Origin of the sequence: Gilliamella sp. B2923 (assembly GCF_026536565.1) — a bacterium.
GTDB lineage: Bacteria > Pseudomonadota > Gammaproteobacteria > Enterobacterales > Orbaceae > Gilliamella.
In genome coordinates, this window is record NZ_JAFNNZ010000005.1 from 72,623 (window position 1) to 85,507 (window position 12,885).

General features: G+C 34.2%; 21 protein-coding genes and 1 tRNA gene. 10 read left to right on the plus strand and 12 right to left on the minus strand.

The window, feature by feature from the left end; all coding sequences use genetic code 11:
- Window positions 1-101 precede the first annotated feature (101 nt).
- The 10 genes from J3U42_RS07175 to J3U42_RS07210 form a co-directional block, all read right to left on the minus strand.
- Window positions 102-560, minus strand: coding sequence for a hypothetical protein (locus J3U42_RS07175; protein WP_267329197.1), 459 nt, complete (start codon window positions 558-560; stop codon window positions 102-104).
- Between the two features lie 169 nt (window positions 561-729).
- Window positions 730-906 carry a hypothetical protein gene (locus tag J3U42_RS07180; protein ID WP_267336087.1) on the minus strand — a complete coding sequence of 59 codons (177 nt, stop codon included), beginning with the start codon at window positions 904-906 and terminating at the stop codon, window positions 730-732.
- An 11-nt stretch (window positions 907-917) separates the two neighbouring features.
- Window positions 918-1,229 (minus strand): hypothetical protein, encoded by a 312-nt coding sequence (locus J3U42_RS07185; protein WP_267336088.1) that lies wholly within the window; start codon window positions 1,227-1,229, stop codon window positions 918-920.
- Between the two features lie 96 nt (window positions 1,230-1,325).
- Window positions 1,326-1,448, minus strand: a complete 123-nt coding sequence (locus tag J3U42_RS07190; protein WP_267336089.1) for a hypothetical protein — start codon at window positions 1,446-1,448, stop codon at window positions 1,326-1,328.
- A gap of 30 nt (window positions 1,449-1,478) precedes the next feature.
- Complete coding sequence (locus J3U42_RS07195) at window positions 1,479-1,940, minus strand: hypothetical protein (protein ID WP_267336090.1); 462 nt, start codon at window positions 1,938-1,940, stop codon at window positions 1,479-1,481.
- Window positions 1,941-1,942: 2 nt separating this feature from the next.
- Window positions 1,943-2,455 (minus strand): Panacea domain-containing protein, encoded by a 513-nt coding sequence (locus J3U42_RS07200; protein ID WP_267336091.1) that lies wholly within the window; start codon window positions 2,453-2,455, stop codon window positions 1,943-1,945.
- Between the two features lie 132 nt (window positions 2,456-2,587).
- Window positions 2,588-2,758 (minus strand): endonuclease, encoded by a 171-nt coding sequence (locus J3U42_RS12420; protein WP_416380449.1) that lies wholly within the window; start codon window positions 2,756-2,758, stop codon window positions 2,588-2,590.
- On the minus strand, window positions 2,685-3,158 hold the full coding sequence (locus tag J3U42_RS12425; protein ID WP_416380450.1) for an endonuclease: 474 nt from the start codon (window positions 3,156-3,158) through the stop codon (window positions 2,685-2,687). The genes J3U42_RS12420 and J3U42_RS12425 overlap by 74 nt, the downstream gene beginning before the upstream one ends.
- A gap of 314 nt (window positions 3,159-3,472) precedes the next feature.
- Window positions 3,473-3,781: a DUF1870 family protein gene (locus J3U42_RS07205; protein ID WP_267336092.1), complete on the minus strand. Its 309-nt coding sequence runs from the start codon at window positions 3,779-3,781 to the stop codon at window positions 3,473-3,475.
- A gap of 176 nt (window positions 3,782-3,957) precedes the next feature.
- The gene (locus J3U42_RS07210) at window positions 3,958-4,218 is read right to left on the minus strand and encodes a hypothetical protein (protein ID WP_267336093.1); all 261 of its coding nucleotides are present in this window, start codon (window positions 4,216-4,218) and stop codon (window positions 3,958-3,960) included.
- A 471-nt stretch (window positions 4,219-4,689) separates the two neighbouring features.
- Here J3U42_RS07210 and J3U42_RS07215 point away from each other — a divergent pair, with 471 nt between their 5' ends.
- The 4 genes from J3U42_RS07215 to J3U42_RS07225 all read left to right on the plus strand — a co-directional run bounded on the left by J3U42_RS07215 (window position 4,690) and on the right by J3U42_RS07225 (window position 6,385).
- Window positions 4,690-4,902: a hypothetical protein gene (locus J3U42_RS07215; RefSeq protein ID WP_267336094.1), complete on the plus strand. Its 213-nt coding sequence runs from the start codon at window positions 4,690-4,692 to the stop codon at window positions 4,900-4,902.
- A gap of 287 nt (window positions 4,903-5,189) precedes the next feature.
- Window positions 5,190-5,435 (plus strand): DUF4177 domain-containing protein, encoded by a 246-nt coding sequence (locus tag J3U42_RS07220; protein WP_220217427.1) that lies wholly within the window; start codon window positions 5,190-5,192, stop codon window positions 5,433-5,435.
- Window positions 5,422-5,625, plus strand: coding sequence for a membrane protein insertion efficiency factor YidD (gene yidD / locus J3U42_RS12350; protein ID WP_220217428.1), 204 nt, complete (start codon window positions 5,422-5,424; stop codon window positions 5,623-5,625). The genes J3U42_RS07220 and yidD overlap by 14 nt, the downstream gene beginning before the upstream one ends.
- Before the next feature lie 154 nt (window positions 5,626-5,779).
- Window positions 5,780-6,385, plus strand: a complete 606-nt coding sequence (locus tag J3U42_RS07225) for a P63C domain-containing protein (protein ID WP_267336095.1) — start codon at window positions 5,780-5,782, stop codon at window positions 6,383-6,385.
- Between the two features lie 184 nt (window positions 6,386-6,569).
- Here J3U42_RS07225 and J3U42_RS07230 read toward each other — a convergent pair.
- A tRNA-Cys gene (locus tag J3U42_RS07230) sits at window positions 6,570-6,643 on the minus strand.
- 401 nt (window positions 6,644-7,044) lie between these two features.
- On the opposite strand from J3U42_RS07230, the gene J3U42_RS07235 reads away from it, so the two are divergent.
- From J3U42_RS07235 to J3U42_RS07260, 6 genes are all read left to right on the plus strand, one after another.
- Window positions 7,045-7,887, plus strand: coding sequence for a MurR/RpiR family transcriptional regulator (locus J3U42_RS07235; RefSeq protein WP_220217433.1), 843 nt, complete (start codon window positions 7,045-7,047; stop codon window positions 7,885-7,887).
- Window positions 7,888-8,155: 268 nt separating this feature from the next.
- On the plus strand, window positions 8,156-8,587 hold the full coding sequence (locus J3U42_RS07240; RefSeq protein ID WP_267336096.1) for a PTS sugar transporter subunit IIA: 432 nt from the start codon (window positions 8,156-8,158) through the stop codon (window positions 8,585-8,587).
- Between the two features lie 10 nt (window positions 8,588-8,597).
- Entirely contained in the window at window positions 8,598-9,071 is a 474-nt protein-coding gene (locus tag J3U42_RS07245) for a PTS system mannose/fructose/N-acetylgalactosamine-transporter subunit IIB (protein ID WP_220217435.1), read from the plus strand.
- Between the two features lie 43 nt (window positions 9,072-9,114).
- Window positions 9,115-9,903, plus strand: a complete 789-nt coding sequence (locus J3U42_RS07250) for a PTS mannose/fructose/sorbose/N-acetylgalactosamine transporter subunit IIC (protein WP_267336097.1) — start codon at window positions 9,115-9,117, stop codon at window positions 9,901-9,903.
- A complete protein-coding gene (locus J3U42_RS07255) occupies window positions 9,900-10,715 on the plus strand; it encodes a PTS system mannose/fructose/sorbose family transporter subunit IID (RefSeq protein WP_267329203.1) in 816 nt (271 codons plus the stop codon). The genes J3U42_RS07250 and J3U42_RS07255 overlap by 4 nt, the downstream gene beginning before the upstream one ends.
- Before the next feature lie 9 nt (window positions 10,716-10,724).
- Complete coding sequence (locus J3U42_RS07260; protein ID WP_220217438.1) at window positions 10,725-11,792, plus strand: tyrosine-protein phosphatase; 1,068 nt, start codon at window positions 10,725-10,727, stop codon at window positions 11,790-11,792.
- A gap of 344 nt (window positions 11,793-12,136) precedes the next feature.
- Here the strand turns inward: J3U42_RS07260 and J3U42_RS07265 are convergent, their stop codons facing one another.
- The gene (locus J3U42_RS07265) at window positions 12,137-12,538 is read right to left on the minus strand and encodes a DUF4878 domain-containing protein (RefSeq protein ID WP_267329204.1); all 402 of its coding nucleotides are present in this window, start codon (window positions 12,536-12,538) and stop codon (window positions 12,137-12,139) included.
- Window positions 12,539-12,885 lie beyond the last annotated feature (347 nt).

The window sequence follows — 12,885 nt, forward strand, 5'->3', positions numbered from 1 at the left end:
AAACCCGCCGAAGCGGGTTGATATAAATTGTAATTAACTAATTATTTCTAATAACTTTTCTAACCCACCTACTCGGCGGTAAACTTTTTTTGGGCAGTCAATTATTCTATTCTATTGCAAGTTGCTACTGCATTTATCTTGTAATTTTTTTTATTATCTTGGTTCAATTCATTATCTTTATGGGTTGCTATATGTTCTTCTGTTTTAGTAAATTTATTTTGTGATTCTTTTTTGATTGTGTGTGTAAAGCTGTGATTAACATCTTCTTGTTCATGTGATTTAAGTTTCCCTGAATATTCATCAATTACATCACTTTCTATCCAGTTATTATTTTCCTCATCAAATATATATAATTTCTCATTTTCAATTTTATATTCTTCAGTAAGTGAAACATTAAGGCCGTCTTTTACATAGTCGACAAATTTTTCATTCTGAAATTTTATCCTATAACTTGTAAGATCACACTTCCATTTACCAACAAGATACTCTTTAGTAACCTTATCATCTCCACAGCCAGTTAAAACAAACCCGATTAATCCAAGCAATGAAATTTTTTTCATATCATCTCCTTAAATTTTAGGTAATGGTATGAAATTTATTATTTAATATCAATTATAATTTAGATTGGACATTTGTTGTGCTCGATATGGCTTGCCAAACTTCGCCTGTATGCTCTTTAATATCATTAACGATCTCTCGTTTTGCTTGTGTTACTGCGGTTCTGATAATTTAATTTTCATAATCAATTGATGGCTTACTAACTTCAACACCACTTGCATAGTTTTCTACAATAAAATTCCATTGTATGTTTTGACCTTGATTGGAAGTGATTTGTCGATTGCTTAATACTCGTCCGTTTTCGCCTGGTATTAAATACTGTTTGCCACCTTCACCGACTCGGTACATTGAATTTACATCTACTGGACCGCCGTTTTTACGCGCTCCAGCAATGGACATTGCACAGACATTATACCTAATGCTGTACCGTATACTGTTGCGCCTGTCGTTGCTGCCGAGCCATATGATGCAATTGACGCAAGCATGACTGCAGATTTGTACGCTGCTACTAATGCAATTGCCTCTGCTGTTTGTGTAGCTGTAGTTGCTGCTGATGTTGTTTTAGCTACAATAGCGTTTTTAACGTATTGCATACCCATTTGAACAAGTGACCCGATAGCTTCGTTTAAAACCACGTTAGCAAATTTTTGCATTGCCTGTGTAGCGTTCATCGTGCCAGACATAAGACCAGATATCGTACTTGTTACACTGCTTGCCTGTCCTTCGAGTGAAAAAGCAAGAAACTCGTTAGCGTCACTTTGATTGCGTTATATTTCCCATTGGGCGTCAATACGATTTTGCTCGAACTGATGATTAGCTGCTTCACGTAATGCAATAGCATTTTCTTCAGTCAACAACTTCTGATTTTCAAACTCTTGAACAAGCGCCATTTTTAAGCGGTTTGTTTTTATTATTTACAGTTAATTGTCAATTAATAATTTATTTAATTCTCTTGTGATTAATTTTTTATATAATGGGATCATAACTGGAGAATCATTTACCGCTCGCAGAACATCTCTGATACAATTTATTGACAAATCACCTCTATAAAACTGATCAAAGTTGTTATCAAATTCACAATTAAAAAAAGATATGTCATATGCATTATGCGCATCTATACAATTTAAATATGAATCCCAATTTAAAAATGGATGACTTTTCTTATCTAATTCTACTTGGCATTTATTTAACTCTTCTTTCGAACGTATGAAATCAGGGATATTTGAATTAATCAATAAAACTAAAAGAGGTTCACAGCAACAGATAACATGATATTTGTTTTTAGGTGGCGTGGTAAAATGGCAATGAGTAAAAATCACAGCTCCTGCTTTAAATTGTTTTTTCCTAAACTCTTTGGGGAAATTGCTACCTAATAAAACCATTCTTATCCAGCCAAATACTCTCGTAATGTATCAGAATGAGTAGAATGATTAATTATCTCATCAATTGAAATCTCATTATTTTGATCAGCAGTATAATATAAATCATCATGACTAAAGCTTTCTAATTCATTAAAGCTCATCCCTTTGATTTTTTCTATTGCCTCATTTAAGCACTCAATATCACTCTCACTGAGGTAGTCCATATTAGCTGCTCTTTTTGGGACTAGCTTATGCAAGCTCTTTTTATTTGAAAAATAAGTCAGATGTTTCTTAACTTCAGGATAATTACGGTTATCACCTCTAGCACTCTTAATCATGTCATATATATTAGATAAAACTGGACCGTTTTTCATGGCAATAACACGATCATCAATAACAAAGCGACCATACTTTTCGAGATGATATCTGTTCGCAAAATAAATAATTTTACCTGTATGATACATATACTCAACCTTAGAAGACACATACAACAATACTTCTAACGCTTTAGAATAATTAAATCTATCAGTAATCATATAATTTCACCTCAGAATATGATTAATAACTCAAGTTATTAACCTAACAAAATTATATTCAACTTAAAGCATCAATACAACAATTTGTTTACCTTTTAGTAAACAAAGCGCAATAAACTAAATTAGCTTAATCTATTTTTCAGACTGCATAGTAACGAATTTATTATTATCCTGAATTTTTTCTATCAGTTTGTTGCGCTCACATTCCCAATTACTCGGCGGATACTTTTTATTCCATGCGGTCATCAGTTTGTGTTCTGAAACAAAGAAATTGATATTGTATTTTATCTGACATGTAGAAATATGTGCGAGCTATAACACCACAAATTTCGTCATGAGGCTGAAATTTTCGGGTTTGAAAATCTACGGCGCTTTTGCATTGTCCGCACTGCGTGAACTCACTAGTAAACTGTGAATATCTGAAATTAGAACGGACGCCATTCACTTTACCGATTGACGGTTGTAAGTTGTGCAAGTCGCCTTCCATTTCATTGAAGGTCACATCTTTTTTACAGTCGTTTTGCCAGCATCGTAGATGCCAACCAGAATTTTCGGCCGGTATTATGTACTTCCCCTCGATACGAGATGCTCTATTGAAATTCTTCCTTGGCTCATATTCGCATTTAGTGAAATCGACGATACCTTTCTTGCCTGTCCATGAAAGCTCACAGCCGCAAAAAAAGTTGGTTGTTCTGGGTTTGATTTATATAACTGAATTAGTTTTGTTTTTGCTGTATTGACATTTTACGCAGAGTGAGAAAATAGAGGGATAAATAGCAGAGCAACAAGAAACTTTTTCATAAATCCATTTAAAGCAAAGAAAAAAGTAAAGCCCGCGCTAGCGAGCTTCACATACTAAAATACCATTCTGAAAACTTTATACCACTTCATTCAGCAGAAATTAAGTGTTTTTTATTCTTTTGATAATTTTTTATTATTGTTATCAAAAAGTGGGGGATTTTAGGTGTTAATATTTAATACGGCGTCTCCTGACTGATTGTATTCTTTTGGTAGAACCTAATTTTTATCAAAAGGTTTCCTGTTTTTAGCTAAAAGTTCAGCTTGAACAGATTCAATTAATCGAGAATAGAGTAAATTATTATTTTTTGCGCTTTCATATGTTCCTTTGTTTTGCATCATAGCCAATATCTCTTGACGATCTTCTTTAAGAAGATTTATCATTTCAATTACATCTTCCGGGATTTTTATTGTTCCCTGCTCCCATCTTTGCCAAGTTCGCACATGGCAGTCACCAATAAATCGAGCTGCTTCTGATACATCTAGGAAAAAAAGACGCCGAAGCGCCTTTAACTCGGTATTAGTCATAAACTCTCTCCATTTCATTACTTAGAGAATCGGCATCCATCCCTCTGTAATCTTCGACTAAATAATTTTGTTTAATGTAGTCATCTTTCCAGAGATTGATTCGAACCAGTCCTAATCTAGGTATACACCATAGGTCGTAAATGCGACCGCGTCAACTATTATTTTCTCATTTTCCGCTATAAAATAATTCTATCTTTAACTATTTCTAGCTCAGTCCCAGAATTTATTTTTAGTGACGCAAAATAGCCTCTTAAAAAGTCTTCACCGCTTTTTATGCACTGATTTGCAAAATCCCAAGTTATTTCTAACTTTTTTGCAATCGCTGTTAGAGATAAAGGTTTTACAATATAAATATTATCAACTCTAATCCCTCTTGATACTCTTTTTATTGGCGCTCCGTGAGCACATTGTGCAAACCGCGCCATTTCCTTGCGCATGCTTCTATCAGTTACAACATAGTCTGTGATAATTTGTTTTTCACCGAAATAAAATAAAATTAAAACTTCATAAATATCTTTTGAATAAGATATGTTTAATCTTAATATTTCAAGTTTTGTCCATAACAGATACCTTAATTATTGTTATGAGCATAAGTATTACATTATGTAATTTATTATTTCAGTGATAATTACATTTTGTTGGTTGTTAATTTAATACATTCCATAATAATTAAAGCTGGAGGAGCTTATGAATACTTGTAAAAATATAATTAAAAAAAGAATGCAAGATATTGGCGAAACACAAGAAAGCCTTGCCGAAAAATTGAGTGTATCTTAAGGAAGTATTGCGCATTGGCTATCCGGATCCGGAGGAAGAAAGCTGGACACTGATATTATCGCCTCAATGCTTAATGCAGTTGGAATCAGTGAATTAATCATAAATGCTGATGGCTCAGCATCATAAATAATATGCAAAACAAACTCAATAAAAATAATTTTCAAATTGAGGGTTTAGATATTAAAGCTAGCGTAGGAGCGGCCTACCTAAATTCGGATGTAAAGGAAGTGATTAAATTAATAGAATATGATTCAGAGCAAGCAAAAGACCTATTTAATGGAGTGAATACTGAAAATTTAAAAGTTATAATTATATCGGGCGATTCAATGCAAGGCACGTTTTAAGTGGCGACTCGATCTATATAGATGTTCCAAAAAAAGAATTTAACGAAGATGGAATATATGTATTTACATTTTGTAAAATTTTGTATGTTAAACGATTACAAATAATAAAAAATACAAAGAATGGGATATAAGCGAAGATGAATTGACCAACTTTATATAAATGGTAAAGTAATGCTAAGTCAATCAATATTATTGAGAAAACACGGCTAACCACTTCGATTGTTTTTGTTTAACAAAACTATAATCATGATTAGATATATATTAAATAATAATTTAAGGAGAAAACAGTGAGTTATATTTATGAAACAGTTCAAATCCCACCAAATATTAATGTAGGAAAAAAGGATAAAGGCAATGAAGCTGGAGCTTATTTGCGTGAAATAATAAATAACAAAGCCAACGATAATTGGGAATTTGTAAGCGTTGAGAGCGTTGGAGTAAGAACATCTCCAGGGTGTCTTGCTGCTCTTTTAGGAAAGAAAGAAGAATATTCTATTTATTATGTGATTATCTTTAGACGTGAAGTGGCTTAGTTTTAAATTAATATATCTATATAGAGCGATAGCCCCCAATCGCATTCGCTCAGCATGTAGATTCGAACCGTCTTGCTCAGAATATGCCTTATTAGCAATTGAAAAATATGGCGTATTAAAAGGGTGGAAAATGACATTAGGTAGATTAATGAGATGTAAACCACCAAATGGCGGCAAAGATTATCCGTAACAACCGCTTCGGCGGTTTTTTTAAATAAAAAGAGCAGAAGGAATAGTTTAAAGGAAAAAAGAAATATAATCCATGAAGGTGAAATTGTTTTGGGTGAAACAATAATACCATGTTATGTTTTAACGGATGGAACTAGGTTTTATCTGGTAACGCGATGCAAAATGCATTGAAGTTGCAAGAAGAGCATGAAACAAAATCAGGGACAAGGTTGGCCAGATATTTGAATCAAAAAACGCTCGAAACCTTTATTTATAAGGACAAAAGCCTTGACCACTACAACCCAATTGAGTGTTATAAAGGGAATCAAAAAATTAATGGTTATGAGGCAACAATACTCGCTGATATTTGTGAGGCATTTCTCGAGGCTAGAAATAATATCAATTTATCCACGAGACAGAAAATCATTGCTGATCAATGTGAAATATTGATTAGGGGTTTTGCTAGAGTTGGGATTGTAGCCTTAATAGACGAGGCTACCGGCTATCAATATGAAAGAGAAAGATTTGAATTACAAAAAATTCTAACTGCTTATGTCTCAGAAGAAATATTGAAATGGCAACTGACATTTAGGGATGATTTCTATAAAGAAATTTTTAGATTGTGGGATTTACCATTTATACCTAAATATATTAAAAATAAACCTTCATTTATCGGCAAATTGACCATTAAATACATATATGACCAAATGGCTAGAGGTGTAATTGAAAAAGTAAAAGAGAATATTGGAAAAACAGAAAATGGGAACTGGAAATATAGATGACATCAATCTTTAACTTCTGATGTTGGACGGGAGCACTTGAGAAAACAAATCGTTGAAGTTACACCGACGCTAAACTCACCCCAAAAAGAAGATTTTTTCTAACTTCATATTCTAAGTATTTTCCAAGTGTTTTAATTTTCTGGTCGGTTACTTTTTTAATTTATTGATTTATTTGATATTTTAATGGAGGCGCGTCCCGGAGTCGAACCGAGGTAGACGGATTTGCAATCCGCAGCATGGCCACTCTGCCAACGCGCCGTTAAGGTCTATCTGAATAGGTGGCAAATATTAGCATCGCCTTGTTTAGACGTCAAGTTTAAATAGCTTATAATTACAGCAGTCATCGTTTTTCGCAATAAATTTTACAATCTAGGCTTTTTTGTCAAGAAATTTCAGATTTCATATACGTTTTAGTATAAAAACACACATCGCATGGCATGCATATCATTTAAATTCATCTAAATAAATAATTTGCCCTGATTGTTTTAAGTGTTATTTTACCCCAACACGACTGTTAACTTTAAGCATTGCCATATTGAGCAAAAGGGACTTAATTTAAATTTAGATATTATAGACAACTTTTTTATCTTATAATTTTTTACAATTTACTCGCTAATTTTGTATACTCCACATAGCCATATTTAAATTTGAGGTAAGCCATGATTGATTTAAAACTTAGAGAGGTGAAAAAAGATCTTTCAGAAAAAGAGCTTGCCGTCGCTCAATATATTCAAGCGAATACACAAGCGCTTAAAAATATGAGCATACAGTCATTAGCCAAATTAAATCATGTCAGCACCACAACAATTCTACGCCTTTGCAATAAATTGGGTTATAACGGATTTAGTGATTTTAAAGTTGATCTGATCTCTTCAATTCCTCGAAAAATCAATGCTGAAATACTTCAAGACGACATCAATCTTAATGACTCCTTACAAGACGTTAATAGCAAAGTACAAGCTATGGAAAAATCCTCAATTGATGAAACCTACTCTATGGTGAATATCGAATCGCTAAATAAAGCAATCGATCTTATTATTAAAAGTAATAAGATTATTATTTATGGCACCAGTAGCAGTGGATTGGTTGGAAAAGAACTGGAATATCAATTAATTAAAATTAAAAAAGATGTTAGCTGTCATTTCGATTCGCATATTCAAAAAAGTATCGCGAATACATTAGACAAAAATGATCTGGTTATCATTATTTCACATTCGGGCGAAACACCGGAATGTATCGATTTATTGAAATTGGCCAGAAAAAATAGTGTTCCTTCGATTGCAATTACCAAAATGGGACAAAGTCAGGTCTCTTTATTAGCGGAAGTGATTTTACATACTACATCAACGGAACATGCTTCCCGTTTAATTCCGATTCGTTCAAAAATTTCTCAACTTTCAGTCATCAATATGCTGGTTACCAATCTATTTATCCGAAAATATGATGAACGCTTGTTGTTACAAACCCAAAATCGTGAAGAGCGTAAATATCCTCATCGCTAAATTTAAACGTGATAAGTGCCCTTCTGTCTTTGCTATAGAAATCACATTAACTCATCTCCTGCATGCTCATCAAATTAGCTAATTTTTAGCGCTGATAAAATCGATTAAAAAATTTCAATAAACATGATCAACTTCACAAATTTCTAAAAATCTCAAAAAAAGAGATGACTTATATTTTGCTTAGATGTAATTTTATTACTAAATAAAATTATATTTAAAGTAATATTGTTACAAAGATTTCAAATGTAGTTAAAAAAAGGAAATAAAAATGCAAACACAAATTCCCATTATTTTAGCTAGCCATGGACCATTTGCTCAAGGAGCGCTTGAATGTGCGCAGATGCTAATGGGGGAACAGCAAAATATCGACGTTATATCGGTTTTGATCGATAGTAATGTTGACAATTTAAGGCAACAAATGCATGACAGTTATCAGCAGCTTAATAGCGGTAAAGGTGTAATTATCTTGGTCGACATCTTAGGGGGAACGCCGTGTAATTTGGCTGGCGAACTGTTGTTAAATCATGATGATGTCCTGTTATTTTGTGGTTTTAATATTCCGGTTTTGCTTGAAGTTTTAAATAATCGAGAAGGTACGCTTAATGATGTTAAATCAGCCATTGAAGAAGTCTTTCCACAAAGCTGTATTGACGTACGACAAGTACTAGATTCTCAGCGTGAAACATCTATAGATTTGTAAGGAGAACACCATGCCAATTAATGTAGCAAGAATTGATGATCGTTTGATTCATGGACAAGTTATCACAACTTGGGTAAAAAATTTTGATATTGAACAAGTATTGATTATTAATGATAAAGTTGCCGCTGATAAAGTTCAGCAATCGGTACTTACCATGTCTGCCCCACCAGATTTAAAAGTATTGGTCTTTGGCGTTTCACAATTTATCGACATATTGAAAAAAACCGAAATTAAAAAACGTACGATGTTACTTTTTACAAATAGTATTGATGTCAACAAATTGATCGAAGGTGGTCTGAAAATTGACAAGCTCAATGTCGGTGGGATGCGAATGCAAGATGGTCGACATCAATTATCAAGGGCGGTATCGGTGACAGCTGAGGAAGAACAAGCATTTAAAAATATTATAGCCAATAATGTCGAAGTTGAAGTTCAGATGGTACCCAAAGATCCAGTTGTCGATCTGAAAACCCTACTTAACTAATCTAATTATTTAAAGTTTTATCTAAAAATTTGGAGGTTAACTTATGTTAACACAGGCTATTCTTGTCGCCATTTGGGCGGGAATCTGTTCGATGGATGACGTCGGACCACAAATGTTACGTAGGCCATTGTTAACCGGTACCATAGCAGGCATCATAATGGGTGATATGGTTCAAGGCTTGGCAATTAGTGCAACGTTGGAATTGATGTGGATGGGTATCGGAAACGTAGGCGCCTACTCAGCACCCGATATTGTTGCTGGTGCGATCATTGGCGTGTCACTCGGTATCACCACCGGTGGAGGCATTGCAACCGGTATTGCGCTTGGTGTTCCTGTATCTTTATTATGTCAACAATTGTTAATTATATGGCGTTCTTTCGCTTGCTTTCTTAATCCTTGGGCTGAACGCTCTATTTTAAACGGTGACTATAAAGGATTAGCGCGAGTTCACTTCTTTTCAACACCTCTTTGGTTTTTAATTCGAGCAGTACCTTGTTTTATTGCTATCTATTTCGGTAGCGATCTGGTTAAAACCATTCTTGATGCTATCCCACAAAGCATCATTGATGGCATGGGGGTAGCCTCGAAATTAATTCCTGCGGTAGGTATTTGTATTTTACTGTTAATGTTATTAAAAGGACGTATGTGGTTTTTCTTCCTGCTCGGTTTTATGCTAACCACTTATCTAAAACTGCCAATTATTCCAATTACCTTTATCGCTTTGGCGTTTGCCGTGCTTTATGACATGGCATCAAGTGGTAGTAAAAATCATCAAGAACAATCAGATAATAATCAAAAATCAAATAATACCGAAGAGGAATATGATCTATGACCAATCAAAACAAAATCACCAAAAAAGATCTTAATCGCATCTTTTGGAATTTACAAACTATGTCTTTTTCTTACAACTATGAAAAAATGCAGATGATTGGCTTTGCGCATTGTATGACGCCTGTCTTAGATCGTCTTTATAAAGATGCAGACAAGCAAACCCGTGTTACTGCCATGCAACGCCATTTAGAATTTTTTAATACGCAAGTAAATGCAGGTGCACTGATTTTAGGCGTCACTGCCGCCATGGAAGAGAAAACGACCGAAGCTGAAAAAGAAGCCGTAGTCTCAGTAAAAGCGGGATTAATGGGACCATTTGCCGGACTTGGCGATAGCTTGCTCAAATTTACCTGGATGCCGATCTGCGGCAGTATTGGCGCTGCCTTTGCGCTACAAGGAAATATCATAGGTCCGATTTTAATGTTTTTGATCTACAATCTGGTTAATGTGCTATCTAAATACTTTTTTATTCATTATGGCTATAACAAAGGTGTCGATCTGATTGAACAGTCAAAAAATTCCAACATCATTCAAAGAATTAGTAATCTGGCTAATGTTGTTGGGGTAATGGTACTTGGATCACTCATTGCCACTACGGTAAAAGTGGCCACCCCGCTACAGATAAATGTTGGCGATCAATCGATTCAAGTTCAAGAGATGTTTGATAAAGTCATGCCAAATTTTCTGACCTTAATTTTTGCTCTAGGCACATTCTTTTTGGTTAAGAAGTTTCAAGGTAAATATACCGTTGCGTTAATACTGGCGGTAATGGTAATCGGTGTGATCTTTTCAATGTTAGGTATTTTAAAGTAGGAATGAAACATGACAACGACAATTCAAACAGCTTCAGTAATGCGTAATAAAGCCGGCCAATTAGAGGTCACTTTTGATAACATTGAAGGCAAAGCAGCTAGCTTATACTGGACAAGCTATGCTAATGCCAATACCAATGACAAAACACTTATAGGTAAGCAAATTCAAAGCCCTTTTATTTTTGATGATCCTTTAAATGGTAAACAACGAATTTATCTTATTTTAGAGATTGAAGGACAACCCAATTTTTTATTTGCCGAACGTACTTTACCGATCACTGGATTAAATAATTTTCGTGATTTCGGCGGCTATCTGGGACATGAAGGTAAACGGGTCAAATGGGGACAGTTGTATCGTTCTAATCATCTGTATGGTTTAAAACCGGATGCACAAGAGTATATCAAAGCGTTAGGAATAAAAACAATTATCGATTACCGCAGTACTAATGAAATCAAAACCAGTCCCAATACGTTTGTCGGCGAAAAGCAAACTTTTCATTTAGATGCATCAGCCCAAACCGCAGAGTTAGCAGCACAATTTGCCGCTGATCCTAGTGATGAAGATCGTGCTTTGATTGAAAGTGTGCTACGTGATATACCGAAAGAGTTAGTTAATGGTGATGGCATTCAAGTGCTTGAGCAATATCGTAATTTTGTCTTAAGCGAAAAATCGAAAAATGCTTATCGACAAATGCTTAAAGTCTTATTAGATGCCAACAATAGCCCGAGTTTACAACACTGTCGAGGCGGAAAAGACAGAACGGGTTATGGCGTATTATTAATTATGATTATGCTCGGTGTATCTGAAAAAGATATTATTGCCGATTACATGCTAACTCACGATAATCGCTTAGAGCGCAATAAAATCAAAATGGCCGCTTATCGTAAGATTACGGATAACGAAGATGTATTAGGCTATTTACTCAGCTTAATCGATACCCGTGAAAGTTTTGTTGTTGAAATCCTCAATACCATGAAGGAAGTTTCCGGTACACCAAGTAATTATATTAAACAGGCTTTAGGATTTACTGATGAAGATTTCCGATTAATGCAATCTATCTATTTAGAATCTGATTAACCTACCATTATATTAAAGCGCAATGATATTGCGCTTTAAATTTTCGTTATATTTGATTTAGATTTTTATTCTGTCTTAAAACATTCAAACTGGCGATTGCTTTTTTTTATCTAAAAAACCAATCCTCGATTTTTAAAGTACTATTAATTTGCTAAATAGCGTTATTTCGATATTCTGAGACTTGACCGCCAAAACAGTGATAAGTAGTAGTCATATAATAATAGGCAGTGAAAAGCGCTGATACTGGCAGTTTAAAAGGTAAAATGTCATATAAAAAAGGGCAAATATAATTTGCCCTTTTACTCATTGATAGAATCAATTTTAAACTTAACCAATCGACTCTACTATTTCATTGAGATAAGCCATTTACCATTATCTTTGATTAACGTTAGCTTTTGATCAAGCTTAGTATTATCTTTGAAAACAACGGTAATATCTACGATGCCCTTAGTTTTGTCATCATTGGTATATTGGATAGGTGCACATTCCACTTTATCCAGTCCACCATGACTTTGAGTCTCTTCATAAGAAGTTTCCATTGATTTTGCTAATTTACTCTTAATCATAGCTTTCACGTCGACTCCTTCAGGTGCATCTTCTTTCGGAAGATAAATAAGATCAACCACCGTATCGACATCCTTATTGTAACCAGCTGTTATGAAGGTTTCGGCTACTTTTTCAGGGGAATCGCCTGATGAACAAGCATTGAGGAAAAACGCAAGTAGAAAGATACTGCAAAATTTCATTATTAATTTCATTTTTATTTCCATTTCCAGTTAATTTATATAAACGTTATTTAAACACATTCCTCAAAACAACCGCAAAAGGTCAAATGAGGAAAGGTATAAAAATAATACTATGCAATCGCTAAATTGCAAAGCAACTTTGTTTTTTTTACCTTATTGATTGCACTGTGCCAAGTGAAATGCCCTACCTTGTGCAGGTTTAAGAGCAATGCAAGGAGTCGATCACAATGCTTCTATAAGCGTTTCAAGCAATGGTTTATTAGTATGATTGAATTTTATTACCACTTAGTAAAGACTAAGTTAATTCATTTTGTTCAGATAATCCAAAACCAATCTTTATCACAAAA

Bases quoted from the DNA above. Each gene is read 5' to 3' on its own strand.
- J3U42_RS07175 (WP_267329197.1), bottom strand. From the start codon at position 560: ATGAAAAAAATTTCATTGCTTGGATTAATCGGGTTTGTTTTAACTGGC.
- J3U42_RS07180 (WP_267336087.1), bottom strand. From the start codon at position 906: ATGTACCGAGTCGGTGAAGGTGGCAAACAGTATTTAATACCAGGCGAA.
- J3U42_RS07185 (WP_267336088.1), bottom strand. From the start codon at position 1,229: ATGAACGCTACACAGGCAATGCAAAAATTTGCTAACGTGGTTTTAAAC.
- J3U42_RS07190 (WP_267336089.1), bottom strand. From the start codon at position 1,448: ATGGCGCTTGTTCAAGAGTTTGAAAATCAGAAGTTGTTGACTGAAGAA.
- J3U42_RS07195 (WP_267336090.1), bottom strand. From the start codon at position 1,940: ATGGTTTTATTAGGTAGCAATTTCCCCAAAGAGTTTAGGAAAAAACAA.
- J3U42_RS07200 (WP_267336091.1), bottom strand. From the start codon at position 2,455: ATGATTACTGATAGATTTAATTATTCTAAAGCGTTAGAAGTATTGTTG.
- J3U42_RS07205 (WP_267336092.1), bottom strand. From the start codon at position 3,781: ATGACTAATACCGAGTTAAAGGCGCTTCGGCGTCTTTTTTTCCTAGAT.
- J3U42_RS07210 (WP_267336093.1), bottom strand. From the start codon at position 4,218: ATGCGCAAGGAAATGGCGCGGTTTGCACAATGTGCTCACGGAGCGCCA.
- J3U42_RS07215 (WP_267336094.1), top strand. From the start codon at position 4,690: ATGCAAAACAAACTCAATAAAAATAATTTTCAAATTGAGGGTTTAGAT.
- J3U42_RS07225 (WP_267336095.1), top strand. From the start codon at position 5,780: ATGCAAAATGCATTGAAGTTGCAAGAAGAGCATGAAACAAAATCAGGG.
- J3U42_RS07235 (WP_220217433.1), top strand. From the start codon at position 7,045: ATGATTGATTTAAAACTTAGAGAGGTGAAAAAAGATCTTTCAGAAAAA.
- J3U42_RS07240 (WP_267336096.1), top strand. From the start codon at position 8,156: ATGCAAACACAAATTCCCATTATTTTAGCTAGCCATGGACCATTTGCT.
- J3U42_RS07245 (WP_220217435.1), top strand. From the start codon at position 8,598: ATGCCAATTAATGTAGCAAGAATTGATGATCGTTTGATTCATGGACAA.
- J3U42_RS07250 (WP_267336097.1), top strand. From the start codon at position 9,115: ATGTTAACACAGGCTATTCTTGTCGCCATTTGGGCGGGAATCTGTTCG.
- J3U42_RS07255 (WP_267329203.1), top strand. From the start codon at position 9,900: ATGACCAATCAAAACAAAATCACCAAAAAAGATCTTAATCGCATCTTT.
- J3U42_RS07260 (WP_220217438.1), top strand. From the start codon at position 10,725: ATGACAACGACAATTCAAACAGCTTCAGTAATGCGTAATAAAGCCGGC.
- J3U42_RS07265 (WP_267329204.1), bottom strand. From the start codon at position 12,538: ATGAAATTTTGCAGTATCTTTCTACTTGCGTTTTTCCTCAATGCTTGT.